Origin of the sequence: Curtobacterium sp. AB7 (genome assembly GCF_044909335.1) — a bacterium.
Lineage (GTDB): Bacteria > Actinomycetota > Actinomycetes > Actinomycetales > Microbacteriaceae > Curtobacterium.
In genome coordinates, this window is the sequence record NZ_JBIYED010000002.1 from 268,595 (window position 1) to 294,175 (window position 25,581).

A 25,581-nucleotide genomic window follows, 5' to 3' on the forward strand; every position below is an offset into this window, starting at 1 on the left:
GTCAGCAACTGTTTACATCACCCGAGACACGGAGCACGATGACCGACACCATGCAGAGCCCTCGCACGGGCTCGCACCCCGCCACCGCAGGGCACCGGCCGAACAGCACGGCGATCATCGTCTACCTGTCCCTCGGCGGTCTGTCGTTCGCGGTCCTGCAGTCGCTCGTCGCCCCGGCGCTGTCGACCATCGGACAGGACCTCGGCGCCTCGACGAGCGCGACGAGCTGGGTGCTCACCGCCTACCTGCTCTCCGCGTCGGTGCTCACACCGATCCTCGGCCGCCTCGGCGACATGATCGGCAAGCGCAAGGTCCTGATCGTCGTGCTGTCGATCCTGCTCGTCGGCGCCGTGCTCGCCGCGCTGGCACCGAACCTTGGCGTCCTCATCGTCGGCCGTGCGCTGCAGGGCGCCGCCGGTGCGGTGATGCCGCTGTCGATCGGCATCGTCCGCGACGAGCTGCCGAAGGAGAAGGTCAGCGTCACGATCGGCCTGCTCTCCGCGATCTTCGGCATCGGCGCCGGCGTCGGCATCGTCGCCGCCGGACCGATCGTCGAGCACCTGTCGTGGCACTGGCTGTTCTGGCTGCCCGCCGTGCTCGTCGTCATCGCCCTGCTCGGCGCGATCTTCGGCATGCCGGAGTCGCCGGTCCGCAAGCCCGGCCGCCTCGACATGGTCGGCACCTTCGTCCTCGCCGTCTCGCTCGTGTCGATCCTGCTGGCCGTCAGCGAGGGCGAGACATGGGGCTGGGGTGACGGCAAGACCATCGGCCTGCTGGTCCTCGGCGCCGTGGCACTGGTCGCGTTCGTCCTGGTCGAGCTCCGCGTCGCCGAACCGCTCATCGACGTCCGCCTGTTCGCCGTCCGCGGCGTCTGGACGGCCCACGTCGTCGCGCTCGTCTTCGGCTTCGCGATGTTCGGCACCTTCGTGCTCGTGCCGACCCTGCTGCAGCTGCCGAGCGCACTCGGCTACGGCTTCGGCAAGGACGTCACTCAGGCCGGTCTCTTCCTGCTGCCGACCGTCCTGATGATGATCGTCGCCGGGCCGATCGCCGGCATCCTCGTCCGCAAGGTCGGTCCGAAGCCGCCCATGCTGCTCGGCGGGATCGCCATCGTCGCCGCGTTCCTGCTGCCCGCGATCGCGCACGGCGAGCTCTGGCAGGTCGTCGTGTCCGGCATCCTGACCGGCATCGGCATCGGCCTGGCCCTCGCAGCGTGCTCGAACGCCATCATCGAGAGCGTCCCCGCGAACCAGACGGGCGAGGCCATCAGCGCCAACACCGTCGTCCGCACGATCGGCTCGAGCGTCGGCACCGCGGTCATCGCGGCGCTCATCACCTCGCACAGCACCCCGCAGGGCCTGCCGACGGACGACGCCTTCACGATCGGGTTCTGGGCGTGCACCGGCGTCGCGGTCCTCGCCGTGCTCGCCGCCCTCGCGGCCCCGTCGATGCGCGCGCGCCGCGCAGCGGCGGCGGCCCGTGGCATCGACGACCTCGAGGAGATCGCCGACTAGGGCCCTCGGCCCGGCCACCCCGGGAGGCCCGTCCTGCGTCGTCGACGCGGGGCGGGCCTCCCGGCCGTCGCGCCCACCGCCGCCGGCGGCTCCGCAAGCTGGGAAGCGACCGAGCACGCCGCCGCCGGCGTGACGATCATCGGACCGGACGCGTCACAGGAGGTGGACGCGATCACCGCACCCCGGACAGGAGACCCATGAGCACCACGGACCACGACGACACCACGACCAGCAGCAAGCCGTCCTTCCGCGACACCGTCACCGCCGGCCTGGTGCAGAAGGCACTGGAGCCCGTGTTGCGCGCCGTCCGTGACGAGGTGGCGTCGGCTCGGCGGGAGATCAGCGAGCGGGCGAACGGCGCGAAGGCCGGCCTGGTGCTCACCGGCGCCGCGGTGGCCTTCGCGCTGACCACACTCGTGCTGCTGGCGGGCCTCGTGGTGGCGCTCCTGGCTCTCGCGCTGCCGATCTGGGTCGCGACGGGGATCACGTTCGTCGTGTTCGCCGTCGTCACCGCGATCCTGTTCGTGGTCGGGCTCCGCGGCATCCGACGGGGCGTGCCGCCGGTGCCGAAGGACACCATCCGCGCAGCGAAGGACCGAGTCACGCACACGGGCGACTCGTCGGCCACGACCGACTGAGCCCCGACGGCGCTCCGGGGCTACATCGCGAGGGTCATGCCGACGACGGCGACCGTCATCGCGAAGACCTCGCCGCTGCGCACGGCCCGACGGTCCTCCTGCGCCCACTCGTGCCGCAGCAGCCACCCGCTGAACGCGCAGTAGCCGATCACGCCGGCACCGAGCACCGCGGACAAGGCGATGCCGTGCCCGGCGTGGCCGTCGGCAACGCCGGTCGCGTGCCCCATCAGGAGCATGCCGGCCATCACGACCGCCGACAGCGCGCGGTGCACGTCCATCGGCTCGGCGCGACGGCCGTCCGCACGGCGTCGGCGCATCACCGGCAGCGGTGCGAGCAGCAGCAGGAGCGTCGCAGCGAACAGCGTCCACACCGCGCCCGCGTGCACCACGGGCATGAGCATCGCGACGAGCATCACCGCGGCCGGCACGATCACGCCGGGGCGCGGTCGGTAGCGGTCACCGACGATGCAGCACACCGACGCGAACTGCGGCACGACGAGCATGGCGTCGGCGACGGTCTCGTGCACGGCGGGTCCTCAGGTGCGCCCGGCGCGGTGCCGGGCGGGTCAGTCCTCGGCGCGGGCAGCGGCCTTGGCGGCGCGCTCCTGCTTCACACGGGCGTTCTCGGCGTGCACGGCGGCCTGGGTCTCGCGCTCGCGGACGAGCCACTCGGGCTTCTGCTCGAGCAGCGTCTTGATCTCCGCCGTGGTGAGCGCGTCGTCGATCCCCGCACGGGTCAGGCCCGAGATGGAGACGCCGAGCTTCTGCGCCACGACGGGTCGCGGGTGCGGGCCGTCGCGTCGGAGGTCCTCGAGCCACGTCGGGGGTTCGGTCCGGAGCTCGTCGAAGGCGGTCCGTGTGACGGGAGCGCCCTGGAAGGACTCCGGAGCGGCCGCCAGCAAGATGCCGAGCTTCTTCGCAGCCGTTTCGGGCTTCATGGTCTGTTCCTGCGCCATGCCCCCTAGAGTACGGCCCCTATGCTCGTCTGCATGACCGCGGCACTCACCATCGCATTCGTGCCCGGGGTCTCCCCGGCCAAGTGGGCCCGTGTCTGGCGGGATCGACACCCCTCGATCGAGCTGCGGCTGCGGCCGATCGGGTCCGACGACGTCGACGACACGCTCGACGGCGAGGTCGACATGGTCTTCGCACGCATGCCCGTCTCCGACCGCCACAACGCCATCCCGCTCTGGACCGAGACGGCCGTGGTCGCGATGCCGAAGGACTCCCCCCTCGCCGACCTGGCCGAGGTGGACCTCACCGACGCCGAGGTGGACGTCGTCGACGCCGGTCCGGTGCCGGCCGACATCGCCGCCGCGCTCGACCTGGTCGAGGCGAACGTCGGCGTCGTCGTGCTCCCCCAGTCGCTCTTCCGCGCGGCGAGCCGCAAGGACCTCGTCGCGCGCCCGCTCTTCGGCGCCTCCGGCACCCAGATCGCGCTGGTCTGGCGTGACGAGGACGCCACCGAGACGACCGAGGAGTTCATCGGCGTGGTGCGTGGACGCACCGCCAACAGTTCGCGGACCCAGCCGACGGGCACCGATCGCGACGTCGAAGCGGCCCTGCGCGCGGGAGCCGGCGGCTCCACGGCCGGCGGCGGGTCCGGCAAGGGCGCTGCGGGCAAGGGCGGGTCGGGCAAGGGCGGATCCGGCTCCGGCGCCGGCGGCAAGGCGAAGGCCAAGTCTCCCGGCAGCGGCAAGTCCGGCAGCGGCAAGAAGTCCAACACCGGCAAGGGCCCCACCCCCGGCCGCGGGAAGATGCGCGGCAAGCCGAGCCGGGGTTCCAAGGGCAACCGATGACGGACACGCGCCTGCGGGAGATGCCGGCCACGCGCCTCCCGGCCTGGCTCGACCGGACCATGGCCGAGTACGTGGCGTCGCGGATGCAGGCGGGCGAGACCCGCGAACAGGCCGAGGCGAACAAGCAGAAGTCGCTCGACCAGTGGTTCCCGGACGGGTCCCCGGCCGACGGGCACCTGGTGTGGGACGTCCTCGACCAGGACGACACCGCGGTCGGCTACCTCTGGATCGGGCCGTTCGCTCCGGGCGGGACCGACTGGTGGGTGTTCGACGTCGAGATCGACGAACCGCACCGTCGTCGCGGGCACGCCCGACGTGCACTCGAGCTCGGCCAGCGGGCGGCAGCGGAGCACGGCGCGACGAGCATCGGGCTCAACGTGTTCGGCTACAACACCGGCGCGCAGGACCTGTACGCCTCGCTCGGGTACGAGGTCACCGCGACGCAGATGCAGAAGCCGCTGGTCTGAGGGTTCTGCCGCTTCGTCGCGGCAGGTGCGTCGTCAGGGCAGCTGTGTCGTCACGGCAGGACGGCAGCCGCTGCGCGGGTGACCCGGTCCCCGCGCGCTGCCTCGGCCGCAGCCCGTGCACGGGCGACCACGACGGCGTCGGCGCGCTCCGCGGAGCCCGCGTCGAACGGCGGTTGCGGGTCGTACTCGATCTGCAGCTGGATCGCCTCGGCCGCTGCCCGCCCCGCGAGCTCGGCCGCCAGCCACAGCGCCATGTCGATGCCGGCACTGACGCCGGCCGCCGTGACGACCGCGCCGTCGTCGACGATCCGGTCGTCGACCGGCTGCGCACCGAACGCCTCGAGCATCGGCTTCGACGCCCAGTGGGTGGTCGCCCGCTTGCCGGCCAGGAGCCCCGCGGCACCGAGGACGAACGCCCCCGTGCAGACCGAGGTCACCCAGGTGGCGCGTTCGGCCTCGCGCCGCACGAACCCGATGAGCTCGGGGTCGAGCATCGCATCGAAGGCACCGTCACCGCCGGGGACCACGAGGACGTCCGCCGGACCCGCGTCGGCGATCGTCGTCGTCGGGACCAGCGCGAACCCGCAGTCGGTCGGCACCGGGTCGAGCGTCGCCGCCACGTACTCGACGCGTGCGCCGGGCACACGGGAGAGCACCTGCGCCGGGCCGGTGAAGTCCAGCTGCGTCAGGTCCGGGAAGAGCAGGAAGGCGATCCGGATCTCGGTGGGGTCGTGGTCCGGCGTCGTCGCCGAGTCCCCGGCCGGGTCCGGCGTGGGGGCGGGCACGTCGACGGGCACCTCGACGACGTCGGCGTCGACCGGGTGGACGGGACGCACGCGCGGGTTCGGCTGGTCGGTGCTCATGCCGCGACCCTAGCCCGGTGCGGTCGCCGGCGGCGGGGTCGGCGTCCTGGTCAGTTCCAGACGCCCGAGGTCCCGCGCCGGTGGCTGCCGAGCAGGTGCGTGTCGACGATGCCGAGCGCCTCCATCAGGGCGTGCATCGTGGTCGGACCGACGAACGCGAAGCCGCGCTTCCGCAGTGCCTTCGACAGTGCGACGGACTCGTCGGAGGTCGTCGGGACCTGGGCGTACGTCTCCGGCTCGGGCGTCGTCGCCGGACGGAACGACCAGACGAAGTCGGACAGCCCGCCGTCCTGCCGCAGGGCGACCGTCGCGTTCGCGTTGGTGATGGTCGCGAGGATCTTCGCCCGGTTCCGGACGATGCCGGCGTCGGCCATCAGCCGAGCGACGTCGTCCTCGCCGAAGCCCGCGACGGTGTCGGGGTCGAAGTCCGCGAACGCCGCACGGAACGCCGGACGCTTCGCCAGGATCGTGCGCCAGGACAGGCCGGACTGGAACGCCTCGAGTGACAGCCGTTCGAACACCCCGCGCTCGTCCCGCACGGGCATGCCCCACTCGGTGTCGTAGTAGTCGCGGAGCAGCTCGTCCGTCGATGCCCACACCGGCCGGGCGAGTCCGTCGTCGCCGGTCACCAGGTCGGAGTGGGGCGCGGGCTCGGTGGCTGCGGGCTCGGTGGCTGCGGGCTCGGTGGCTGCGGGCTCGGTGCTCATCGCACCATCCTGGCGTGCGCCGCCGACACCGTCGTTGCCAGCCGTGTGGTCACTCGGCCGGCGGGCCGTCCTGGGCGGCCTGCGGGTCCATCCACACGTACTCCCACCGGTGGCCGTCCGGGTCGGTGAAGCTCCGCTGGAACATGAAGCCGAGGTCCATCGGCGCGCGGTCCTCGCTCCCGCCGGCCGCGACGGCGGCGTCGACGATGCGGTGCACCTCGTCCTTCGACCCGGCGGTGAGCGAGTTGATCACCTCGACGGTGCCGGCGTCGGCGATCGTCTTGTCGGTGAAGTCGGCGAACTTCGCGTGGGTGAGCGCCATGACGGAGATCGTGTCGCTGATCACGATGCACGCAGCGGTGTCGTCGCTGAACACCGGGTTGATCGAGTAGCCGAGGGCCTCGTAGAACGCCTTCGAACGGTCGAGGTCGGTGACGGGCAGGTTGATGAAGACCATCGTGTCCACGGGGAGGTTCCTTTCGTCACGCTCAACCTGGCCCGTGGTGCGGCGATGCGCAACCGTTCCGTCGCGGTACGGAAAACGCAAAACCCCGGTCCCGCGCTGGCTGCAGGATTCTCCGGGGCTCACTTTCGACCGAGCAGCACGCGATCGACATATCAATTTTACAAGTCCAGCGCGGGCCACGTCAAGTAACCCAGGACACCGACTCGGAACGACGAATTCGAGGTCGTGCGACAGCGACTTCGTCGTTCCGAGTCGGCTCAGTGGCGCGCGACCGAGGTCAGGCGGACGCGCGGCCCTCGCCTGCGGCCTTCTGGTCGGCCTCGGCCTCGGCCTGGCCGATGATGTCCTCGGCCGGCACCGGGTTCAGGCGGTCCCAGAGGAAGAACAGCAGGCCGCCGACGAGCATCGACAGTCCGACCCACAGATTGATGTGGATGCCGCCGGTCTTCTCGGGGTCGGTGTCCCAGTGGACGATGCCGACGATCGTCACGATGACGCCGTAGAGCACGAACAGGCCGCCGAGGATGCGGCGCAGGTCGAGACGACGGGTCGAGCGGACGAGGGCGGCCCTCTGCTCCTCGGTCAGCGCGCCGGGGGTGGTGGTGTCACTCATGGTCGGTGATCTCCTTCGCGGATCAGAGGAACGGCAGGTACAGGACGACGCACAGGATCAGTGCGACGGTGCCGAGCAGTGCGGGCGAGCGGTACCAGGCGGTGTCGGTCGCCACGGAGTCGCCGTGCAGGTCGATCTTGCCGATGCCGTAGACCAGACCGCCGAGCTCCTTCTCGTCCTTGGGGGTGGTGAACATCGAGACGACGAACCCGACGATCAGGACGGTCACGAACGAGATGATCGCGCCGTACAGGGTCTCGGCGGTCGCGGTGGCGAACAGGTCCGGGTTCACGAGGTACGCGATCCAGGTGATCGTCGGCGTGACGATGCCGAGCACGTAGCCCCAGAGCGCACCCTGCGTGGTCATCCGCTTCCAGAGCAGGCCGAGGATGAAGACGGCGAACAGCGGCGCGTTGAAGAACGAGAACAGCGTCTGCATGTACGTCATGATGTTCGACGCCTGGGCCGCGATGAACGCGGTCGCGATGCCGACCAGGACGCCGACGACGGTCACCCAGCGACCGGTCTTCAGGTAGTGGATGTCCGGCATGTTCGGCTTGATGTAGCGCTGCCAGATGTCGTACGTGAAGACGGTGTTGAACGACGAGACGTTGGCCGCCATGCCGGCCATGAACGACGCGAGCAGGCCGGTCACCGCGACCCCGAGCACACCGGTCGGCAGGTACATCTGGATGAGCTTCGGGATCGCGTCGTTGTAGGTGAGCGAGCCGTCGGCGAACTGGTTGCCGACGACCGCCGCGGCGATGAGGCCGGGGATCACGACGATGGCCGGGATGAACAGCTTCGGGATCGCGGCGATGAGCGGGGTCCGGCGCGCAGCGGACATGTTCTTCGCCGAGAACGCGCGCTGCACCTCGGTGAAGTTGGTGGTCCAGTAGCCGAAGCCGAGGACGAAGCCCAGGCCGAGCACGATCGCGAGCCAGTTGGCGCCGATCGGGTTGGTCACGTCACCGAAGCCGGTGCCGGCCCAGGCCTGCAGGTGCTGCACGCCCTGGGTCTCCGTGATCGCCTTGCTGAGCCCGTCCCAGCCGCCGACGCGGTGCAGACCGACGATCGTCAGCGGGATGAGCCCGGCGATGATCACGAAGAACTGCATGACCTCGTTGTAGATCGCGCTGGAGAGCCCGCCGAGGGTGATGTAGACGAGCACGAAACCGGCGGACACGACGATGGCCAGCCACTCCGGCCAGCCGAGCATCGCCTCGATGACGATGGCCATGGCGTAGAGGTTGATGCCCGCGATGAGCACGTTCGACACCGCGAACGCGATCGAGTTGACGAGGTGCGGGGCCTTGCCGAAGCGGCGGAGCATGAACTCCGGCACCGATCGGACCTTGGACCCGTAGTAGAAGGGCATCATCACGAGCCCGAGGAACACCATGGCCGGCACCGCGCCGACCAGGTAGTAGTGCAGGGTCGCCATGCCGATCTGGGCTCCGTTGGCGGCCATGCCGAGGATCTCGGTCGCACCGAGGTTCGCGGACACGAAGGCCAGGCCCGTGATCCACGCCGGCATCGAGCGCCCGGACAGGAAGAAGTCCATGCTCGTCCGGACCTGTTTGCGGGCGGTGAACCCGATCCCGATGACGACCGCGAAGTACACGATGATCATCAGGTAGTCGACCCAGCCCAAGTCGAGCCGGATCCCTTCGTTCGCTGCAGCGAGAACCATTCAACATCTCCACGTCAGTGTGTTGCAGTCGACAACTCCGCCGACCCGGACGGAGACGTTACACCGAATTGTGACCGTTCACATAGCCGAGGCATGTGTCCGCCGACGGCAGCCCGTGGCCCGCGATCGCTAGGCTCGCCTCATGACCGACCAGGCGCGCATCCTCGTCCTCAACGGACCGAACCTCGACATCCTCGGGCGGCGCGACCCGGAGCAGTACGGCACCGTGACGCTCGCCGAGCTCGAGGCGATCGTGCACACCGAGGCGGCCGTGCACGAACTGGACGCGGACTTCCGCCAGACGAACCGCGAGGGCGAACTGGTCGAGTGGCTGCACGAGGCCCTCGACGACTTCGCCGCCGTGGTGATCAACCCAGCGGCCTACGCGCACACCTCGGTCGCGCTGCACGACGCCGTCGAGGCGCTGTCCGTCCCCGTCGTCGAGGTGCACCTGTCGAACACGTGGAAGCGCGAGCCCTTCCGGCACGTCGACCACGTCGCCACCGCCGCGACGGCGGTCATCGCCGGCGCGGGCGCCGACGGCTACCGCCTGGCGGTCGCGCACGTCGCGTCCCTGATCGCCTGACGCCCGTCACGCTGCACGGGCGGTTCTCGCCCCGCCGAGGTTCCGAGATCTCGGAACCTCGGCGCCGTCACCCGGCCCGGAGTGGAACCCCGGCGTCACGCGGACGGCAAGTCGCGGAACCCCGGCGTCACGCGGACGGCAAGTCGTGGAACCTGGCGGTCGCGCACGTCGCGTTCCTCACGACGGAGACCGTGCGGTCACCCGTCCCCGCTCCGTAGGCGTTCTTTCCCACGACATCTGCGATGCAAGGTCGAAGCGGGCGTACCTGATGAGAAGTTCCGACCAGGCACGCCCGGAAACGCCAGGCACGCCCGGGTGCGCCAGGCCCGAAGGCCCCGGCTCAGAAGTCGGCGGGGCGCCGCACGTCGGTCAGGCCGGCCGTGGCGAAGCCCCCGCGGATGATCGGGATCGCCCGGCGCACCGCCTGGTCGATGCGGAGTTCCAGGTCGACGTTGCCGATGTCGTAGCCGCCCTCGCGCTTCGTGAAGTCGCGCTCGTTGCCGAACACCCCGATCGGCAGCGTCGTCGACTGGAAGAAGCCGAACAGCGGGCGCATCTGGTGCTCGACGAGCAGGGCGTGGCGATCGCTGCCGCCCGTGGCGGTCAGCAGGACCGGGGTGTCGACGAGGTCGTACTGCCCGATCCAGTCGAAGAACAGCTTGAACGCGCCCGAGTAGGCGGCGCGGAACGCCGGGCTGCCGACGACGAGCACGTCCGCGGCCTCGACGGTCTCGAGTGCCGCGCGGGTGCGCTCGGACATCGCCTCGCGCGACGTTGCCGCACCGAGGTCGGCCAGGAGCGGGCCGATCTCGATGGTCTCGGTGCGGGCACCCTCGATCTCCTGCCCGAGGCGCGCCACCGTGGCGGCGACCAGGGTGGACGTCCTCGAGGGGTCCGAAGGGCTCCCGCTGACGCCGACGACCAGTTCTCCACTCATGTGGTCGATGCTCACACGCCCACCGCCGGGGCGGTCCGCGTGTGACGACATGTGTCGGGTGTCAGGCCCCGCGGGTACCGTCCCGCGGCATGCAGACGTTCTTGCCGTACGCCGACTTCCAGGCCTCTGCCGAGGTCCTCGACGACCGGCGCCTCGGGAAGCAGCGCGTGGAGACCCTGCAGGTGATGCGGGCGCTGACACTGCCGGGGTACGGCTGGCAGCACCACCCGGTCACCGCGATGTGGCGCGGCTACCGTCCGGCGCTGATGGCCTACCAGGAAGCGACCTGCAGCGTGTGGATCGAGCGCGGGCACGTGGACACCTGCCTGGAGAAGACGCTGCTGGACCTCGGGCGGGTGCCGGAGGACCTGGCGGCGTACGAGCGCGGTGACGTCCCGATCCCGCCGTGGAACGACGACGAGGTCCTGCACGCGTCACACCGCTCGAAGCTGGTGCAGAAGGCGCCGGAGCACTACCGCGAACTCTTCCCGGACGCACCAGACGACCTGGACTACGTCTGGCCGGGCACGCCGGACGCCCCGGGCAGCACGGCCGCAGCCGTCACGCCACCGGGATCCACCGCGCACCGTCGCGGCGCGTGACGACGTCGGAGCGGATCTCGACCACGTCGCGCAGGCCGTGCACGGCCCGGTCGCGTACGACCGCTGCCCCGGCGTCGTCGTCCGACTCGAACCGGACGACCGCGCACGGCACGCCACGCAGCAGGCGGACGTCCTGCGCCTCGACCACCGCGTGCTCGGCGACCAGCCGGGCCGCAGCGGGCAGGACGGCGTCGGGCGCGGTGCCGGCGGCGAGCGCGCCGATCGCCATGGTCACACGGTACGAGGGCATGCCCCGACGGTAGCGGGAGCGGGAGACACCGGGAGCCCGCCGTGGGCTGCAGGGGAACGGACGTCGTTCAGGGGGTCGACGTCGGCCCACGGCGGGTCGCGGTGTGTGGCGGGACGCGACGACAGGGGGAACGTCGCGCCCCGCTCCGGATGTCGATCAGGGGTATCGGCATCCGGTCTGGGGCACCGGCCGGGTCACGGGAGGAGCCGGGCGGTGTCGGACCTCAAGGGTGTTCGGTGTCCTCTCGGTACCGGTCCGTCTCGATCGGTGCGGGCATCGATCGTCGAGCGGCGGCGGGTCGGATCATGGGGAGCAGGGCGCTCCCGACGGTCGCGAGGGCTCCGACGGCGGCGATCAGCCCGAGGGGGGCGGTGCCGAGGTCGTGCTGCGCAGCCAGGGCGAGCGCGACGAGGGTCGCCGGTGCGGGCAGGAGCTGCACCGCTCGGAAGCGGTCGTCCCGTCGTGTCCGGGCGATCATCACGTTTGCCATGTGGACACTCTGGCGCACATTCCGTGTCCGCATAAGGGGGGACACGACCCCACTCATGGAGTAGAACGTCTAGTACACCATGGGTGCGATGTCTCAGCCGAGTGCGCGGACGGTGGCCACGGCGTCCGCGACCGCTCCGACGATGACCGGTACGTCCTCGGCGCCGAGGGAACCGTCGAAGGTGAGGCGGAGCGCGGTGCGGGCGACCTCGTCCGGGATCCCGAGCGCGGTGAGCACGTGCGACGCCTCGGTGCTGCCGGCGGCGCAGGCACTGCCGGACGAGGACACGACGTCGCGCTGTTCCAGCTCGAGCAGCACGGTCTCGCCGTTGACCCCGGGGAAGCAGAACGACGCGTGCCCGGGCAGTCGGTGCTCGCGCGATCCGGTCACGAACGCGCCGGGGACGGCGGCGAGCACCCCGTCGAGCACGGCGTCACGGACGGTCGTCGCGGCGGCGGAGGCAGCAGCAGCACCGGCGGCAGCAGCACCACCAGAGGCAGCAGCACCACCGGCGGCAGCAGCTCCGCCGGCGGCCACCAGCCCGAGCGCCGTCGCGACCGCCACCGCGCCGGCGACGTCCTCGGTGCCGGAGCGTCGGCCACGCTCCTGTCCCCCGCCGTGCAGCAGGGGTTCGACGGGGACCCCCGAGCGGACCAGGAGCACCCCGGTCCCCTTCGGAGCACCGAGCTTGTGCCCGGACAGCGAAAGCGCGTCGACCCCGAGCACGTCGAGCCCGACCGGCAGCCACGGCGCGGACTGCACGGCGTCGGTGTGGAAGCGCGCGCCGACCGCGTGGGCCTCGGCGGCGAGCGCCGGGACGTCCTGCACGGTGCCGATCTCGTTGTCGGCGTGCGCGATCGACACGAGGGTCGTGTCCGGCCGGAGCGCCGCGCGCAGCACCGACGGGTCGACCAGCCCGTCCGACGCGACGGGCAGCACCGTGACGTCGAAGCCGTGGAAGCGTGCCAGGTACGCGCAGCTCTCGAGCACGGCCTCGTGCTCGATCGCACTCGTGACGACGTGGCGTCCGCGTGGGGTTGCCAGCGCGATCCCCTTGACCGCGGTGTTCGCGCCCTCGGTCCCACCCGTGGTGAAGACGACCTCGGCCGGGCGGCAGCCGAGCACCCCGGCGACCGTGGCCCGTGCGGCCGCGAGCCCGCGTGCGGCTTCGTCCCCGACGCCGTGGGTCGACGACGGGTTGCCGAACACCCCGGTCAGGTACGGCCACATCGCCTCGAGGACCTCGCGGCGGACGGGGGTCGTGGCCGCCCGGTCCAGGTAGAACACGGTCAGTCCCCGGCCGCCACCGCGATGTCGAGCCCGAGGTCGAGCGCCCGGGCCGAGTGCGTGAGCGCCCCGACCGAGATGACGTCGACCCCGGTCGCGGCGATGGCCGCGACGGTGTCGAGGGACACCCCGCCCGACGCCTCGACGAGCGCGCGACCCGCGACGATGCCGACACCCGTCGCGAGCTCGGCCGGCGTGAAGTTGTCGAGCATGATCGTGTCGACGCCCGCTGCGACGACTGGCTCGATCTGGTCGATGCGGTCCACCTCGACCTCGACGTGCACGGTGTGCCCGAGCCGCTGCCGTGCTGCGGTGATCGCGTCACCGATGCCGATGCCACCGGCGAGCAGCACGGCCAGGTGGTTGTCCTTGGCGAGCACGGCGTCGGACAGCGACGTGCGGTGGTTGTGGCCGCCGCCGCAGCGCACGGCGTACCGCTCGAGGGCGCGGAGGCCGGGCGTGGTCTTCCGGGTGTCGACGATGCGCGCCGAGGTGCCCGCTGCGGCCGCGACGTGGGCCGCGGTGGCGGTGGCGATGCCCGACATGCGTTGCACCAGGTTCAGCGCCACCCGCTCGGCGCGGAGCACCGAACGCGCCGACCCCGTCACGGTGGCGAGCGTGTCACCGGCGGTGAACGCGTCCCCCTCGTCGGCGTGCACGGTCGCCCGGATCGACGGGTCGACCGCGTGCATGACGGCCACGAAGACGGTCCCGCCGCTCAGTACCCCGGGTTCACGGGCCGCGAGGGTCGCCGTCGCGGTCGCGTCGGCCGGGATGAGCGTCTCGCTGGTGACGTCGCCCCAGGGCGCGTCCTCTTCCAGCGCGCTCTCGATGACGCGGCGCAGGGCGTGCGGCGGGATGGTGCCGGGGTCGATGGTCATGCGGGAACCTCCTGCGGGACGGCGATGTGTCGAGTGACCGTCTCGGCGACCCAGGCGTACGAGGCCGGGGCTGCTGGATCGGTGTCGGGGTGGTCGGTGCGGGCGTGGGCGCCGCGGGACTCGGTGCGGGTCTCGGCGGCGAGCGCGACCAGCCGTGCCAGGTCGAGCAGTGCGCGGTCCTCGTGCTCGCGCACGCCGCCGGTGGCGGGCGCGGTGAGCGAGTCGAGGTCGCACCGGGCGCTCGCCAGTCCGGTCGCGTCACGCAGCAGCCCGACGCGGTCGGTCATGACGGCCTGGACCGCCTGGCGGACGTCGGTGGACCCGTCGCGGTGATCCGGGCCTCCTGGCCAGGTCTGACTGGGCCCACGCCTGCCGGTTCCGGCGCGCTGCGGAGCCTGCGGAGCGGCGTGACGGCCGAGCAGGTGGGGAGAGGCGCGGATCACCTCCGCCGCTCGGGGAACGCTGGTCACGCGCAGGTCTGCGTTCCCCCGCAGGCGGAGCAGGCCGGGCCGGGATCCGGCGACCGCGTCCGCTGCGCGGACCGCGAAGACGAGTCCCTCGAGCAGGGAGTTCGAGGCCAGACGGTTCGCTCCGTGGACCCCGGTGCAGGCGGCCTCGCCGACGGCCAGCAGCCCCGGGAGGCTGGTGCGCCCCTCGGCGTCGGTGGCGATGCCGCCCATCGAGTAGTGGGCCGCCGGCGAGATCGGCACGCCCTGGCGGGTCCAGTCGAAACCGGCCGCGCGGGTGGCCCGGGTGAGTCCGGGGAAGCGTCCGGTCAGGAAGTCCGCGCCGAGCCCGGTGGCGTCGAGGAGCACGGGTGCGCCGCCCTGGTCGCGGACGGCGGCGGCGATGCCGCGGGCGACGACGTCGCGCGGAGCGAGCTCGGCGTCCGGGTGCACCGCCGTCATGAAGCGGCGTCCGCGCGCGTCGCGGAGGACGGCTCCCTCGCCGCGGACGGCCTCGGAGACGAGCCCGCCGTCCGGTACTGCGAGGCGGGTCGGGTGGAACTGGACGAACTCCAGGTCGGCGACCACCGCTCCGGCACGCCACGCGGCGGCCACGCCGTCCCCCGTCGCCACGAGCGGGTTGGTGGTCTCGCGGTACAGGTGTCCCGCTCCCCCGGAGGCGATCACGACGGCGTCTGCGTCGATCCGTCGGGGTTCGCCGAGCAGGTCGAGGACGTCGACGCCGACGACGGCGCCGTCGCGCACGACGAGGTCGGTGAGGCAGGTGCGCTCGAGGATCGTGACGTGCTGGCGGTGCAGCGCGTCGATGAGCGTGCGCTCGATCGCCGCGCCGGTCGCGTCGCCGTCGGCGTGCACCACGCGCCAGCGTCCGTGTGCGGCTTCGCGCCCGCGGGCCAGGTCGTCGCCGTACCGGTCGAGGCTCGCCGGATCGGTCGAGCGGTCGAACGGCACACCGAGGGCGAGCAGGTCGCGGACGCGGGCCGGTCCGTCGCTGCAGAGGACCTCGACGGCGCGCGCGTCCGCGCTGCCGGCCGCCGCGACGTGGGTGTCGGCCTGGTGCAGTGCCGGCGAGTCGTCGGCGCCGAGCGCCACCGCGACTCCGCCCTGGGCGTACGCGGTGGCACTGTCGGCGAGCGCGCCCTTCGTCACCAGCGTGACGTCGTGGACGGCGCTGGCACGGATCGCTGCGGTCAGTCCGGCGATGCCGGAGCCGACGATGACGACGTGCACGGTGGTCTCCCTCGGTCGTTCGGGATCGGGATCGGGATCGGGCTTCAGCCGCGGGGCTTGGCCGCCAGCATGCGCTCGAGCGCGACCTTGGCGTCGGCCTGGACCTCGGCGGGGACCACGATCTCGTTGAGGACCTCACCGCGCACCAGGGCCTCGAGCACCCAGGCGAGGTAGCCCGGGTGGATCCGGTACATCGTCGAGCACGGGCAGACGACCGGGTCGAGGCAGAAGATCGTGTGCTGCGGGTACTCGGCGGCGAGCCGGTTCACCATGTTGATCTCGGTGCCGATCGCGAACGTGGTCGGTTCGGTGGCCGCGGCGACGGTCTTCCGGATCAGGTCGGTGCTGCCGGCGTGGTCGGCGGCGTCGACGACGGCCATCGGGCACTCCGGGTGGACGATGACCTGGACGCCGGGGTGCTCGCGTCGGGCCTGGTCGATCTGGTCGACCGTGAAGCGACGGTGCACCGAGCAGAAGCCGTGCCAGAGGATGACCTTCGCCGCTTCGAGGTCGCTCTCCTCGTTGCCGCCCAGGGGCTTCCGGGGGTTCCACATCGGCATCAGGTCGGTGCTGATCCCCATGGCCTTGGCGGTGTTGCGACCGAGGTGCTGGTCGGGGAAGAACAGCACGCGCTGCCCGCGCTCGAACGCCCACTCGAGCACCGTCGCGGCGTTCGAACTGGTGCAGACGATGCCGCCGTTGCGCCCGCAGAACGCCTTGAGGTCGGCAGCGGAGTTCATGTAGGTGACGGGGATGACGGGCACCCGGCCATCGGCGTCGGGCTCGGTGCCGTAGACGGCGGTGAGCTCGGCCCAGGCGGCCTCGACGCTGTCGATGTCGGCCATGTCCGCCATCGAGCAGCCCGCGGCCAGGTTCGGCAGGATGACGCGCTGGTCGTCGCGGGCCAGGATGTCGGCGGTCTCGGCCATGAAGTGCACACCGCAGAACACGATGGCCTCGGCGTCGGGCTTCGTCAGCGCGGCGTTGGCGAGCTGGAACGAGTCACCGAGGAAGTCCGCGTGCCGGACGACCTCGTCGCGCTGGTAGAAGTGCCCGAGGACGACGACCCGGTCGCCGAGCGTGGCCTTCGCGCGCTCGATGCGCGCGTGCAGCTCGTCGGTCGGCGCGGTCTTGTACTCCTCCGGCAGCACGCCCTGCCGTGGTGCGCTCGTCGGGATGACGTCGGTCATCGACGAGCCCGGGCCGTACCCGGGCCGGGAGTCGAAGTCCCACGTCGGCATGGCGAGGTCGGGCGTGCAGGTGCTGCCGCCGGCCTTGCCGTTCGAGATGAGGTCGATGGTCGTCGCGATGGACACGGTGGTTCCTATCGGTTCTGCGGTCGTGTGCCCTGCTGCAGCGGGCCGTTGTCCGCGTAGGCCAGGTCGGGGTTCGAGCGGTACAGCCGGGCCGGACGGTGCCGACCCCCGCTCGTGGTCTCGTCGGTCGGCAGGATCGCGTCGGTCTTCTCGACCTGCCGACGGAAGTTCGCGGGGTCGAGCGCGCGCCCGAGCACCGCCTCGTACACCCCGCGCAGCTCGGCGAGGGTGAACCGGTCCCCCAGGAAGGCCTGGGCGATGCGGGAGTACGACATCTTGGTGCGGAGCCGCCAGAGCGCGTACTCCACGATCCGGTCGTGGTCGAAGGCGAGCGGCGGGTGCTCGTCGGCGAGGAACCAGCGGACGTTCCAGTCGTCCGGCACGACGTTCGCCTCGTCCGGGTGCACGAGCGCCCAGTACACGATCGACACCACCCGGCTCGGTGAGCGGCCGACGTCGCCGAACGCGTAGAGCTGTTCGAGGTAGCGGGGCTGCACGTTCGTCGTCTCGCGCAGGCGGGCTGCGGCGGAGTCCTCGAGTCCCTCGTCGACGCCGACCCAGCCGCCGGGCAGTGCCCACGACCCCTCGAACGGTTCGGCCACCCGGCGTACCAGCGGCATCCACAGCGCCGGCACCCCGGTGTCGGGGTGCGGGCGCAGCGCGACGATCACCGTCGAGACCGCGACGCGGATGCCTGCTTCGTCCATGGCGGACCTTAATGTCAGTGTGACTCGAAGTGTTCGGGTTGCGATGACACTATCACCGCTGGGCGGTGTGTTGCGCCCGTGCGGGACTCCGGGTCGTCACGAACCGGAAACAGATCGTCACGAGGCCGAAAACTCCGGGACGCCCCGCGTGGATACGGTGAGCACCATGACGACGGTGACGAGGATGCATGCCGTGGTGTCGGGGACCGTCCAGGGGGTCGGGTTCCGGTACTGGACGGCACGGAAGGCCGACGGGCTCGACCTCGTCGGGTACGCCAGGAACCTCTGGGACGGCACCGTCGAGGTCGAGGCCGAGGGGCCGTCGGTCGCGGTCGAGACGTTGATGGAGTGCCTGCGGAGCGGGCCGCCGTCGGCCACCGTGACGGACGTCGAGCTCCGGCCGGTCGTACCGCACGGCGACGCCGACGGGTTCGCGATCCTGCACTGACCCGGTCGCACCGACCGTTCCCGTGCGGATGTCGGTGCGGAGCGGAATAATCGAATCCACTCAGGCGGTTGCCCTGTCTGCGCGTCCTGCGCCACCTCGTTCCACCAGTCGTGATCCACCAGGAGCTCCCGCATGACCCAGGCCGTCGATTCCGCCCCCCGCACGGGAAGCGTCTCGCAACCGACCGCTGCCGAGACCCGTCTCGTGATCGGGCTGCTGCTCGTGTCCGCGTTCGTCGTCATCCTCAACGAGACGATCATGGGCGTGGCGCTGCCGCGGCTGATGGACGACCTCGACATCAGTGCGGCGACCGGGCAGTGGCTGACCACGGGCTTCCTGCTCACCATGGCGGTCGTCATCCCGATCACCGGGTTCCTGCTGCAGCGGTTCAACACCCGCCCCGTCTTCGTCTGGGCGATGGGCCTGTTCTCGGCCGGCACCCTGATCGCCCTGCTCGCACCCGGGTTCACGCTGCTGCTCGTCGGCCGCATCGTCCAGGCGAGCGGCACCGCGATCATGATGCCGCTCCTGATGACGACGGTGCTCACCCTCGTCGACCCGGCCCACCGTGGCCGCATCATGGGCAACATCTCGATCGTCATCTCGGTCGCACCGGCCATCGGCCCGACGATCTCCGGGCTCATCCTCAACGCGTTCTCGTGGCGCTGGCTGTTCGGCTTCGTCCTGCCGATCGCGATCGCCGCGCTCATCCTCGGCATGGTCAAGGTCCGCAACGTCTCGACGCCCCGCAGGGCACCGCTCGACGTGTTCTCGGTGATCCTGTCCGCGTTCGCGTTCGGTGGGATCGTCTACGGCCTGTCCAGCATCGGCGAGGCCGGCACCACCGGCCTCTTCGTCCCGGTCACCGCGCTCGTCGTCGGTGCCGTCGCCCTGGCGGTGTTCATCCTCCGACAGACCCGCCTGCAGCGCACCGACAGCGCCCTGCTCGACCTGCGCACCTTCCAGACCCGCGGCTTCACCGTCCCGATCGTCGCGATGGCGCTGAGCTTCATGGCGATGTTCGGCACGCTCATCCTGCTGCCGATCTACCTGGAGCGCGTCCTCGGGCTCGAGGTCCTGAACGTCGGACTGCTGCTGCTCCCCGGCGGGCTGCTCATGGGGCTCCTCTCCCCCATCGTCGGACGCATCTACGACCGTCGCGGACCGCGCGTGCTGCTCATCCCCGGCTCGATCATCGTCAGCGCGGTGCTCTGGGCGCTCTCCACGGTCGGCGTGGACACCAGCGTGTGGTTCGTCCTCGGCGCGCACGTCGTCCTGAGCATCGGCCTGGCGCTCACCTTCACCCCGCTGTTCACGGCGGCACTCGGTGGCCTGCCCCCGAAGCTCTACTCGCACGGCAGCGCGGTGCTCGGCACGGCGCAGCAGCTCGCCGGAGCCGCCGGCACCGCCCTGTTCGTCACCCTGCTCACGATCGGCGCCGCCACGGCAGCGACCGGCGCGGGTGCGGACGCCGTGGCCGCAGCGACTGCCTCCGGCGTGAAGACCGCGTTCCTGGTCGGCGCGGTGATCTCGCTGTTCGGCATCCTGGCATCGGTCTTCGTCACCCGTCCGGCGGTGCCCGAGGGCGCGCCGACGCCCCCGCCCGCGCACTGACCGCGGTGCCGCCCACGGGTCCACGTGGCATCGTGGGCGGCATGCGGTCGACGGCGAGCGAACTGAACTGGTCCGGCACGGTCACCTACACGGCCGAGCAGGTGCTCCGACCGGGCTCGATCGACGAAGCAGCCGAGGTCGTCGCACGCTCCCCCCGGGTGCACGGGCTCGGCACCCGGCACTCGTTCAACGACGCCGCCGACGCACCGGGGGTCCTGCTCGACCTGACCGCGATCCCCACCGACCTGGTCGTCGACCCCGACCAGCGGACGGCGACCCTCGGAGCCGGCACCCGCTACGGAGTCGTCGCTCCCGACATCGAGCGCGCCGGGTTCGCGCTGCACAACCTCGGCTCGCTCCCGCACATCTCCGTCGGCGGCGCGGTCGCCACCGGCACCCACGGCTCCGGCACCACCCTCGGCTCGCTGAGCACCGCGGTCCGGTCCCTCGAACTGCTCGGGCCCGACGGTACGCTCCGGACCGTCGACCGCTCCGACCCGGCGTTCCCCGGCACCGCCCTGCACCTCGGGCTGTTCGGCATCGTGACCCGGGTCACGCTCGACCTCGAACCCACCTACCGGATGCGACAGGACTCGTACGGGCCGTTCCCGTGGAGCACGTTCACCGACCACGTCGCCGCGGTCCACGCAGCCGGGTACTCGGTGTGCGCCTACACGGTGTTCGGCGACGAGATCAGCGAGGCGCTCGTGAAGTCCCGGGTGCCCGACGGCGCCGACGACGTCGCCGTGCCGGACGACCTGTTCGGCGCACCCCGGCTGCCGGGTTCCCCCGGCGACGGCCACCACACGGCGCGCGACGGCTCGGTGGGGCCGTGGTGGAACCGGCTGCCGCACTTCCCCATCGAGTCCGTGCCGAGCCACGGGTCCGAGGTGCAGAGCGAGCACTTCGTCCCGCTCCGGCACGCGGCGGCGGCGCTCGACGCCCTGCGCGGGCTGGCCGACCGCATCCAGCCGCACCTGCACGTGTGCGAGCTCCGGACGATGGCGGCCGACGACCTCTGGCTGAGCCCGACCCAGGGCGAGGACGTGCTCTGCATCGCGTTCACCTGGCAGAAGCACCCGGAGGCGGTCGCTGCACTGCTGCCCGACCTCGAGGCGCGGCTCGCACCGTTCGACGGGCGACCGCACTGGGGCAAGATGAGCTCGCTCGACGGCGACGCGATCGCGGAGCTGTACCCGCGGGTGGCGGACGTCCGTGCGCTGATCGCACGAGCCGACCCGGACCGGACGTTCGCATCCGCGTTCGGCGAGCGGGTGCTGCGGGCCTGACCCGGGCCTCCCGTCCGACGCCCCGTTGCCCCGTTGCCCCGTTGCCCCGGAACCAGGTTCCGGACACAGCACCACGCGATCGCGCAGTTCCGTGTCCGGAACCTGGTTCCGCAGGTGCGTCGCGACCGGGAGGCCCGGTGCCGGTCCGCAGCGCGCGTCAGCGCAGTCGGGTGACCACCTTCACGTCCCCGTCCCAGTGCCGGAGACCGCCCACGGTGAGCACCTCGGGCAGGGGCGCGTCCGCAGCGAGGACCCGGAGCGCCGCCGGCAGGTCGACGTCGCGGATCCGCCGAGCGAGGGTGACGTGCGGTGCCCAACGACCCGGCAGCGACGAGTCGAGCGAGCCGGGAGCGGCGGCGTCGACCGCGCGGTGGAAGCGGGCGAGTGGCTCGTCGACGACCACGCCGAGGCCGAGCACGTGCCGACCAGGGCCGGCGGGGAACAGCAGGACACCGGCGACGCGCAGGGTCTCGGGCACCGCGACGTCGAGGTCCGGCGGCACGGGAACGGCCTCGCCGGCCACCAGGGTGACGTGCGGGTCGTTCGTGCCCGAGTGGCCGAGGCTCGGCAGCTCCGCGGCGACGAGGGCCTGCCAGAGCGCCCGGACCGCCGCGTCGGAGGGGCCGTCGAGGACGAGTTCGATGCTGCGCACGTACCGAGTGAACCAACGCACCCCGTGACGGCGATGTAACACGGCGGAACCGAACTCGCACCGGGGACCCGCGCCCGTCACACTCGACTCCACGCCGCGTACCCGACGCGGCTCCCCCGCACAGCACGGCCCACGAGGAGCACCAGCATGTCCGCAGCCCCCGCACTGCCCGAGAAGCCGAAGGGCAAGCGCCCGATCGGCTGGATCATCGCCGCCGTCATCGTCGTCGTGGCGATCGTCGTCGCCGTCATCGTCGGAGTCGTGCGCTCCGGTGGCGACAGCGGTGGCGCTGCCGCCGGTGACGCCGCCCCGAAGACCGTCACCATCGGCGTCTCGGACAAGTCGCTGCCCTACTGGAACACCTACGTGAAGGCCGCCAAGGAGCAGCTCAACGTCACCGTCAAGCTCCAGAACTTCTCGGACTACTCGCTGCCGAACCCTGCGCTCAAGGACAAGCAGATCGACATCAACCAGTTCCAGCACATCCAGTACCTGGCGAACTACAACGTCACCTCGGACGACGACCTGCAGCCGATCGGCGCGACGGCCGTCTACCCGCTGCCGCTCTACTCGACGAAGGTTTCCGACGTCAAGGACTTCGAGGACGGCGCGAAGGTCGCCATCCCGAACGACGCCATCAACGAGGCCCGTGCGCTCCTGGTCCTGCAGGCCGCCGACCTGCTCGAGCTCAAGGACGGCGGCAACGCCTTCTCGACCACGGCCGACATCACCTCGCACAAGGTCGACGTGCAGACGCTCGACGCCTCGCAGACCGCGAACGCCCTGCAGCAGGGCTCCGTCGAGGGCGCGATCGTCAACGTGAACTACGCCACCTCGGCCGGGCTCGACACCAAGGACGCGATCTTCCAGGACGACCCGAAGAGCGCCTCCGCCGCCCCGTACGTGAACGTCTTCGCCGTCCGCGACGCCGACAAGACCAACAAGACGTACCTCGACCTGGCGAAGCTGTTCCAGGACGACGCCGTGCAGAAGGTCTTCGCGAAGGACTACCCGGACGCCGTCCCGAGCGACGAGAGCGCCGCCTCGCTGCAGAAGGAGCTCGCGACGGTCGAGTCCGACGCGAAGGCGGCAGCGGAGTAGTGCCGGTCCTCGTCGAACTCCGCGGCGTCTCGAAGCACTACCGCCGCGCCGACACCGGCGAGACCGTGGTGGCCGTCGAGGACGTCTCCCTGGACGTGCACCAGGGAGAGGTCCTCGGCGTCATCGGGTACTCCGGTGCCGGCAAGTCCACCCTGGTCCGTCTGGTGAACGCCCTCGAGCTCCCCAGCTCCGGGACGGTCACCGTGGCGGGCAAGGAACTGACGGCGATCCCCGAGCGGGATCGCCGTCTGGCGCGTCGCAACATCGGGATGATCTTCCAGCAGTTCAACCTGTTCCGGTCCCGCACCATCGCCGGCAACGTCGCGTACCCGCTCAAGGTCGCCGGTGTGCCGAAGGACGAGCGGGACCGCCGCGTGGCCGAGCTGCTCGACTTCGTCGGGCTCCTCGAACGCGCCCACGCCTACCCGGAGCAGCTGTCCGGCGGTCAGAAGCAGCGCGTCGGCATCGCGCGGGCCCTCGCGGCGTCGCCCGACCTGCTGCTCGCCGACGAGGCCACGAGCGCCCTCGACCCGGAGACCACGTCCGAGGTGCTCGGGCTGCTCCGCCGGGTGAACGAGGAACTCGGCGTCACGATCATCGTCATCACGCACGAGATGGACGCCGTCCGCCAGATCGCCGACCGCGTCGCCGTGATGGAGCAGGGTCGCGTCGTCGAGGTCGGGGACGTCTACGACGTGTTCTCCGCGCCGAAGACGGGTGCTGCGCAGCGGTTCGTCCGCACCGCGCTGCATGACCGCCCCTCGGTCGACACGCTCGCTCGCCTGCGCGAGCGTCACCCCGGTCGCCTGGTGACCGTGCAGATCACCGACGAGGCCGGGCTGCAGAACCGGATCGACGCCGTGTTCCGGTCCGCCGGGGTCACCGCCGAGCTCGTCTACGGCGGGGTCGGCGAGATCCGCGAGCGGCGGATCGGTTCGCTCACCTACGAGCTGACGGCCGGCGACTCCGCCACCATCGACCGCGCCGTCGCCGCACTGCGCGCCGACGGCGTCACGACCGACGAGGAGGCAGCAGCGTGAACAACTCGTTCCAGAGCGTGATCGACACGTTCGACGTCTTCCTCGCAGCCATGCGCGACACCATCGTGATGTCGCTCGTGTCGCTCGTCATCGCCGGCGTCATCGGGCTCGCCCTCGGGCTGCTGCTCTACGCGACCCGGCCCGGCAACCTGCTCGGCAACCGCACCGCGTACACGATCATCAACGTCGTCGTGAACCTGGTCCGGCCGATCCCGTTCGTGATCTTCCTCGCCGCGATCGCCCCGCTGTCGCGCGTCGTGGTGCAGACCACGATCGGCGTGCCCGCGGTCACCTTCGCGATCTCGCTGGCAGCGGCCTTCGCGGTGTCGCGCATCGTCGAGCAGAACCTGCTCGCGGTCGACCCCGGCGTCGTCGAGGCGGCGCGAGCATCGGGTGCGCACCCGATCTCGATCCTGCTGACCGTCCTGATCCCCGAGGGCCTCGGGCCGCTCATCCTCGGCTACACGTTCATCTACATCGGCATCGTCGACATGACGGCGCAGGGTGCGTTGATCGGTGGCGGTGGACTCGGCGAGTACGCGATCACCTACGGATCGCAGCGGTACGACTGGTGGATCGTCTACGTGTCGGTGGCGGCGATCGTCGTCATCGTGCAGCTCGGCCAGTTCGTCGGCAACCGGCTGGCGCGCGCGACCCTGCGACGCTGACGCGGGCGCGCCGTCCGCGGTGTGCTGCGACCTCGGCACATGCCGTGGTCGTGACTGCCTGGAGGCCCGGTGCCGGTTCCTGGAACCGGCACCGGGCCTCCAGTGCGTTGCCGCGTTGCGGGCGCGCCCGGCGTCGTCCGCCGAGCGGTCACGGGGCGTCCGCGACGCGCCGCTCACGTCCGCCGAGGTTCCACGCACGCACGCTGGGGCTCCCGAGGTTCCGAGATCTCGGAGCCTCGGCGGCAGCGGGCGTGGCACGCGGAGCTTCGGCGCCGCTCGATGCCCTTCTTGCTCGGTTCCGGTCGCCGAGGTTCCACGACTCGCCGGACGCGATCCGCCGAGGTCCACGAACGCCCGCTGCGAGCGCCGAGATGCCGAGATTTCGGAACCTCGAGGCAGCGGGGAGGGCGCGGCGGGCGCAGGCCGCGCGGGTCAGGCTGCGCGGGTCAGGCTGCGCGGGTCAGGCGGCCGGGGACTCCACGGTCTCGATCGTGCCGGTCGCTCCGGGGTGCTCGTAGTGCGCGCGCACCAGGATCGGACGGTGGTCGGAGATGCCCGCCGGCAGGGTCTCGACACCGGCGATGTGCAGCCCGACGCTCGTCGCGAAGTCGAAGTGGCCCGTGAACTTGCGGTAGCGCAGGTACGTCGGCTGGTCGGACAGCGACAGTGCGAACCCGCCCTGCTCGATCTTGCGACGAAGGTTCGTCTGGAACCAGGGGTAGTTGAAGTCGCCGACCATGACCGCGGGGACGTCCTTCGCGAGCTCGCGGAGGAACTGGTGCGCCGCCTCGATCTGCTTGCGGCGGAGGGAGTTCGTCGCGGTCAGGGGTGAGGCGTGGAACGAGGCGACGACGACCTCGGCATCGGCCTCGGTGTCGCGCAGGTGCATCGCGATGAGCCGTTCGTGCGCGGGTGCGAGGACCCGGTCGTGCAGGGACTTCTGCAGCGAGTGGATGCTGAAGTCCTGCACCTCGAAGCGGTCGTCGCGCTTGTAGATGGCGAGTCCGAGGCGGTTCGTGCGGGTCGACGCGGCGAGCGAGAGCCCACCGATCGACGGCGCGAGGTCGTTGCTGTCGCACTCCTGCACGCAGAGGACGTCGGCGTCGGAGGCCTCGGCCAGGGCGGCGAGTTCCCCGTTCGCGGTGTGCTCCCGGAGGTTGTAGCTGACGACCCGGAGGGCAGTGGGCGGCACGCCTGCGTCGGTGGCGATCGTGCTCTGCTGTTCTGGCGCGGCCATGCTGCCTTCCTGTCCGGGT

Annotated in this window: 29 protein-coding genes; 12 read left to right on the plus strand and 17 right to left on the minus strand. The window is 71.4% G+C overall.

Annotated features, from left to right (window positions below; all coding sequences use genetic code 11):
* Nucleotides 1-38 precede the first annotated feature (38 nt).
* On the plus strand, nucleotides 39-1,514 hold the full coding sequence (locus ABH929_RS07260) for an MFS transporter (RefSeq protein WP_404560669.1): 1,476 nt from the start codon (nucleotides 39-41) through the stop codon (nucleotides 1,512-1,514).
* A 197-nt stretch (nucleotides 1,515-1,711) separates the two neighbouring features.
* Nucleotides 1,712-2,152 (plus strand): phage holin family protein, encoded by a 441-nt coding sequence (locus ABH929_RS07265; protein WP_404560670.1) that lies wholly within the window; start codon nucleotides 1,712-1,714, stop codon nucleotides 2,150-2,152.
* 20 nt (nucleotides 2,153-2,172) lie between these two features.
* Here ABH929_RS07265 and ABH929_RS07270 read toward each other — a convergent pair whose 3' ends face one another.
* The gene (locus ABH929_RS07270; RefSeq protein WP_205462821.1) at nucleotides 2,173-2,679 is read right to left on the minus strand and encodes a hypothetical protein; all 507 of its coding nucleotides are present in this window, start codon (nucleotides 2,677-2,679) and stop codon (nucleotides 2,173-2,175) included.
* A 39-nt stretch (nucleotides 2,680-2,718) separates the two neighbouring features.
* The gene (locus tag ABH929_RS07275; RefSeq protein WP_111084320.1) at nucleotides 2,719-3,108 is read right to left on the minus strand and encodes a DUF5997 family protein; all 390 of its coding nucleotides are present in this window, start codon (nucleotides 3,106-3,108) and stop codon (nucleotides 2,719-2,721) included.
* Nucleotides 3,109-3,141: 33 nt separating this feature from the next.
* Here ABH929_RS07275 and ABH929_RS07280 point away from each other — a divergent pair, with 33 nt between their 5' ends.
* Together ABH929_RS07280 and ABH929_RS07285 are read left to right on the plus strand one after the other, a co-directional pair.
* Nucleotides 3,142-3,951 (plus strand): LysR family transcriptional regulator substrate-binding protein, encoded by an 810-nt coding sequence (locus tag ABH929_RS07280; protein WP_404560671.1) that lies wholly within the window; start codon nucleotides 3,142-3,144, stop codon nucleotides 3,949-3,951.
* Nucleotides 3,948-4,418: a GNAT family N-acetyltransferase gene (locus tag ABH929_RS07285; RefSeq protein WP_263091320.1), complete on the plus strand. Its 471-nt coding sequence runs from the start codon at nucleotides 3,948-3,950 to the stop codon at nucleotides 4,416-4,418. Before ABH929_RS07280 ends, ABH929_RS07285 begins: the two co-directional genes overlap by 4 nt.
* A gap of 50 nt (nucleotides 4,419-4,468) precedes the next feature.
* On the opposite strand, the gene ABH929_RS07290 is transcribed toward ABH929_RS07285, so the two are convergent.
* From ABH929_RS07290 to ABH929_RS07310, 5 genes are all read right to left on the minus strand, one after another.
* Nucleotides 4,469-5,281, minus strand: a complete 813-nt coding sequence (locus tag ABH929_RS07290) for a DJ-1/PfpI family protein (protein ID WP_263091319.1) — start codon at nucleotides 5,279-5,281, stop codon at nucleotides 4,469-4,471.
* A gap of 50 nt (nucleotides 5,282-5,331) precedes the next feature.
* The gene (locus ABH929_RS07295) at nucleotides 5,332-5,988 is read right to left on the minus strand and encodes a DNA-3-methyladenine glycosylase I (protein WP_404560672.1); all 657 of its coding nucleotides are present in this window, start codon (nucleotides 5,986-5,988) and stop codon (nucleotides 5,332-5,334) included.
* Nucleotides 5,989-6,037: 49 nt separating this feature from the next.
* Nucleotides 6,038-6,445 carry a VOC family protein gene (locus ABH929_RS07300; protein ID WP_276583130.1) on the minus strand — a complete coding sequence of 136 codons (408 nt, stop codon included), beginning with the start codon at nucleotides 6,443-6,445 and terminating at the stop codon, nucleotides 6,038-6,040.
* A gap of 286 nt (nucleotides 6,446-6,731) precedes the next feature.
* The gene (locus ABH929_RS07305) at nucleotides 6,732-7,067 is read right to left on the minus strand and encodes a hypothetical protein (protein ID WP_404560674.1); all 336 of its coding nucleotides are present in this window, start codon (nucleotides 7,065-7,067) and stop codon (nucleotides 6,732-6,734) included.
* A 22-nt stretch (nucleotides 7,068-7,089) separates the two neighbouring features.
* Complete coding sequence (locus ABH929_RS07310) at nucleotides 7,090-8,760, minus strand: sodium:solute symporter family protein (RefSeq protein WP_111084328.1); 1,671 nt, start codon at nucleotides 8,758-8,760, stop codon at nucleotides 7,090-7,092.
* A 142-nt stretch (nucleotides 8,761-8,902) separates the two neighbouring features.
* Here ABH929_RS07310 and aroQ point away from each other — a divergent pair, with 142 nt between their 5' ends.
* Nucleotides 8,903-9,346 (plus strand): type II 3-dehydroquinate dehydratase, encoded by a 444-nt coding sequence (gene aroQ, locus ABH929_RS07315; RefSeq protein ID WP_123313893.1) that lies wholly within the window; start codon nucleotides 8,903-8,905, stop codon nucleotides 9,344-9,346.
* A gap of 340 nt (nucleotides 9,347-9,686) precedes the next feature.
* Here aroQ and ABH929_RS07320 read toward each other — a convergent pair whose 3' ends face one another.
* The gene (locus tag ABH929_RS07320; RefSeq protein ID WP_404560675.1) at nucleotides 9,687-10,283 is read right to left on the minus strand and encodes an NAD(P)H-dependent oxidoreductase; all 597 of its coding nucleotides are present in this window, start codon (nucleotides 10,281-10,283) and stop codon (nucleotides 9,687-9,689) included.
* 89 nt (nucleotides 10,284-10,372) lie between these two features.
* Between ABH929_RS07320 and ABH929_RS07325 the strand changes: the two genes are divergently transcribed.
* Entirely contained in the window at nucleotides 10,373-10,885 is a 513-nt protein-coding gene (locus ABH929_RS07325) for an MSMEG_6728 family protein (RefSeq protein ID WP_404560677.1), read from the plus strand.
* On the opposite strand, the gene ABH929_RS07330 is transcribed toward ABH929_RS07325, so the two are convergent.
* From ABH929_RS07330 to ABH929_RS07360, 7 genes are all read right to left on the minus strand, one after another.
* Nucleotides 10,845-11,135, minus strand: a complete 291-nt coding sequence (locus tag ABH929_RS07330) for a hypothetical protein (RefSeq protein WP_404560678.1) — start codon at nucleotides 11,133-11,135, stop codon at nucleotides 10,845-10,847. The two genes, ABH929_RS07325 and ABH929_RS07330, sit on opposite strands and share 41 nt — an antisense overlap.
* A gap of 223 nt (nucleotides 11,136-11,358) precedes the next feature.
* On the minus strand, nucleotides 11,359-11,625 hold the full coding sequence (locus ABH929_RS07335; protein WP_404560679.1) for a hypothetical protein: 267 nt from the start codon (nucleotides 11,623-11,625) through the stop codon (nucleotides 11,359-11,361).
* A gap of 93 nt (nucleotides 11,626-11,718) precedes the next feature.
* A complete protein-coding gene (locus tag ABH929_RS07340) occupies nucleotides 11,719-12,912 on the minus strand; it encodes a cysteine desulfurase family protein (protein ID WP_404560680.1) in 1,194 nt (397 codons plus the stop codon).
* Between the two features lie 2 nt (nucleotides 12,913-12,914).
* Nucleotides 12,915-13,793: a carboxylating nicotinate-nucleotide diphosphorylase gene (gene nadC, locus ABH929_RS07345; RefSeq protein WP_404560682.1), complete on the minus strand. Its 879-nt coding sequence runs from the start codon at nucleotides 13,791-13,793 to the stop codon at nucleotides 12,915-12,917.
* The gene (locus ABH929_RS07350) at nucleotides 13,790-15,490 is read right to left on the minus strand and encodes an L-aspartate oxidase (protein WP_404560684.1); all 1,701 of its coding nucleotides are present in this window, start codon (nucleotides 15,488-15,490) and stop codon (nucleotides 13,790-13,792) included. The genes nadC and ABH929_RS07350 overlap by 4 nt, the downstream gene beginning before the upstream one ends.
* 44 nt (nucleotides 15,491-15,534) lie before the next feature.
* Nucleotides 15,535-16,806 carry a quinolinate synthase NadA gene (nadA, locus tag ABH929_RS07355; protein WP_404560685.1) on the minus strand — a complete coding sequence of 424 codons (1,272 nt, stop codon included), beginning with the start codon at nucleotides 16,804-16,806 and terminating at the stop codon, nucleotides 15,535-15,537.
* Nucleotides 16,807-16,814: 8 nt separating this feature from the next.
* Nucleotides 16,815-17,513, minus strand: a complete 699-nt coding sequence (locus ABH929_RS07360) for an NrtR DNA-binding winged helix domain-containing protein (protein WP_404560687.1) — start codon at nucleotides 17,511-17,513, stop codon at nucleotides 16,815-16,817.
* A 166-nt stretch (nucleotides 17,514-17,679) separates the two neighbouring features.
* On the opposite strand from ABH929_RS07360, the gene ABH929_RS07365 reads away from it, so the two are divergent.
* The 3 genes from ABH929_RS07365 (at nucleotide 17,680) to ABH929_RS07375 (ending at nucleotide 20,864) form a co-directional block, all read left to right on the plus strand.
* Nucleotides 17,680-17,961 (plus strand): acylphosphatase, encoded by a 282-nt coding sequence (locus ABH929_RS07365; RefSeq protein ID WP_228511574.1) that lies wholly within the window; start codon nucleotides 17,680-17,682, stop codon nucleotides 17,959-17,961.
* Between the two features lie 132 nt (nucleotides 17,962-18,093).
* Nucleotides 18,094-19,575, plus strand: a complete 1,482-nt coding sequence (locus ABH929_RS07370) for an MDR family MFS transporter (protein ID WP_111084340.1) — start codon at nucleotides 18,094-18,096, stop codon at nucleotides 19,573-19,575.
* Nucleotides 19,576-19,616: 41 nt separating this feature from the next.
* Nucleotides 19,617-20,864 (plus strand): FAD-binding protein, encoded by a 1,248-nt coding sequence (locus tag ABH929_RS07375; RefSeq protein WP_404560688.1) that lies wholly within the window; start codon nucleotides 19,617-19,619, stop codon nucleotides 20,862-20,864.
* Between the two features lie 157 nt (nucleotides 20,865-21,021).
* On the opposite strand, the gene ABH929_RS07380 is transcribed toward ABH929_RS07375, so the two are convergent.
* On the minus strand, nucleotides 21,022-21,516 hold the full coding sequence (locus tag ABH929_RS07380; RefSeq protein WP_404560689.1) for a 2'-5' RNA ligase family protein: 495 nt from the start codon (nucleotides 21,514-21,516) through the stop codon (nucleotides 21,022-21,024).
* A gap of 147 nt (nucleotides 21,517-21,663) precedes the next feature.
* Here ABH929_RS07380 and ABH929_RS07385 point away from each other — a divergent pair, with 147 nt between their 5' ends.
* From ABH929_RS07385 to ABH929_RS07395, 3 genes are read left to right on the plus strand one after another with little or no spacing between them, the layout of a single operon-like run.
* Nucleotides 21,664-22,617 (plus strand): MetQ/NlpA family ABC transporter substrate-binding protein, encoded by a 954-nt coding sequence (locus ABH929_RS07385; RefSeq protein WP_404560691.1) that lies wholly within the window; start codon nucleotides 21,664-21,666, stop codon nucleotides 22,615-22,617.
* Nucleotides 22,617-23,657, plus strand: coding sequence for a methionine ABC transporter ATP-binding protein (locus tag ABH929_RS07390; protein WP_404560693.1), 1,041 nt, complete (start codon nucleotides 22,617-22,619; stop codon nucleotides 23,655-23,657). Before ABH929_RS07385 ends, ABH929_RS07390 begins: the two co-directional genes overlap by 1 nt.
* Nucleotides 23,658-23,707: 50 nt before the next feature.
* The gene (locus ABH929_RS07395; protein WP_111084480.1) at nucleotides 23,708-24,325 is read left to right on the plus strand and encodes a methionine ABC transporter permease; all 618 of its coding nucleotides are present in this window, start codon (nucleotides 23,708-23,710) and stop codon (nucleotides 24,323-24,325) included.
* A 460-nt stretch (nucleotides 24,326-24,785) separates the two neighbouring features.
* On the opposite strand, the gene ABH929_RS07400 is transcribed toward ABH929_RS07395, so the two are convergent.
* Nucleotides 24,786-25,562 (minus strand): endonuclease/exonuclease/phosphatase family protein, encoded by a 777-nt coding sequence (locus ABH929_RS07400; protein WP_111084345.1) that lies wholly within the window; start codon nucleotides 25,560-25,562, stop codon nucleotides 24,786-24,788.
* Nucleotides 25,563-25,581 lie beyond the last annotated feature (19 nt).

Coding starts and splice junctions, on each gene's coding strand:
- ABH929_RS07370 (WP_111084340.1), top strand. CDS start 18,094: ATGACCCAGGCCGTCGATTCCGCCCCCCGCACGGGAAGCGTCTCGCAA.
- aroQ (WP_123313893.1), top strand. CDS start 8,903: ATGACCGACCAGGCGCGCATCCTCGTCCTCAACGGACCGAACCTCGAC.
- ABH929_RS07360 (WP_404560687.1), bottom strand. CDS start 17,513: ATGGACGAAGCAGGCATCCGCGTCGCGGTCTCGACGGTGATCGTCGCG.
- ABH929_RS07330 (WP_404560678.1), bottom strand. CDS start 11,135: ATGCCCTCGTACCGTGTGACCATGGCGATCGGCGCGCTCGCCGCCGGC.
- ABH929_RS07385 (WP_404560691.1), top strand. CDS start 21,664: ATGTCCGCAGCCCCCGCACTGCCCGAGAAGCCGAAGGGCAAGCGCCCG.
- ABH929_RS07290 (WP_263091319.1), bottom strand. CDS start 5,281: ATGAGCACCGACCAGCCGAACCCGCGCGTGCGTCCCGTCCACCCGGTC.
- nadC (WP_404560682.1), bottom strand. CDS start 13,793: ATGACCATCGACCCCGGCACCATCCCGCCGCACGCCCTGCGCCGCGTC.
- ABH929_RS07285 (WP_263091320.1), top strand. CDS start 3,948: ATGACGGACACGCGCCTGCGGGAGATGCCGGCCACGCGCCTCCCGGCC.
- ABH929_RS07325 (WP_404560677.1), top strand. CDS start 10,373: ATGCAGACGTTCTTGCCGTACGCCGACTTCCAGGCCTCTGCCGAGGTC.
- ABH929_RS07310 (WP_111084328.1), bottom strand. CDS start 8,760: ATGGTTCTCGCTGCAGCGAACGAAGGGATCCGGCTCGACTTGGGCTGG.
- ABH929_RS07320 (WP_404560675.1), bottom strand. CDS start 10,283: ATGAGTGGAGAACTGGTCGTCGGCGTCAGCGGGAGCCCTTCGGACCCC.
- ABH929_RS07305 (WP_404560674.1), bottom strand. CDS start 7,067: ATGAGTGACACCACCACCCCCGGCGCGCTGACCGAGGAGCAGAGGGCC.
- ABH929_RS07295 (WP_404560672.1), bottom strand. CDS start 5,988: ATGAGCACCGAGCCCGCAGCCACCGAGCCCGCAGCCACCGAGCCCGCA.
- ABH929_RS07265 (WP_404560670.1), top strand. CDS start 1,712: ATGAGCACCACGGACCACGACGACACCACGACCAGCAGCAAGCCGTCC.
- ABH929_RS07365 (WP_228511574.1), top strand. CDS start 17,680: ATGACGACGGTGACGAGGATGCATGCCGTGGTGTCGGGGACCGTCCAG.
- ABH929_RS07280 (WP_404560671.1), top strand. CDS start 3,142: ATGACCGCGGCACTCACCATCGCATTCGTGCCCGGGGTCTCCCCGGCC.
- ABH929_RS07300 (WP_276583130.1), bottom strand. CDS start 6,445: ATGGTCTTCATCAACCTGCCCGTCACCGACCTCGACCGTTCGAAGGCG.
- ABH929_RS07400 (WP_111084345.1), bottom strand. CDS start 25,562: ATGGCCGCGCCAGAACAGCAGAGCACGATCGCCACCGACGCAGGCGTG.
- ABH929_RS07335 (WP_404560679.1), bottom strand. CDS start 11,625: ATGGCAAACGTGATGATCGCCCGGACACGACGGGACGACCGCTTCCGA.
- ABH929_RS07275 (WP_111084320.1), bottom strand. CDS start 3,108: ATGGCGCAGGAACAGACCATGAAGCCCGAAACGGCTGCGAAGAAGCTC.
- ABH929_RS07375 (WP_404560688.1), top strand. CDS start 19,617: ATGCGGTCGACGGCGAGCGAACTGAACTGGTCCGGCACGGTCACCTAC.
- ABH929_RS07395 (WP_111084480.1), top strand. CDS start 23,708: ATGCGCGACACCATCGTGATGTCGCTCGTGTCGCTCGTCATCGCCGGC.
- ABH929_RS07260 (WP_404560669.1), top strand. CDS start 39: ATGACCGACACCATGCAGAGCCCTCGCACGGGCTCGCACCCCGCCACC.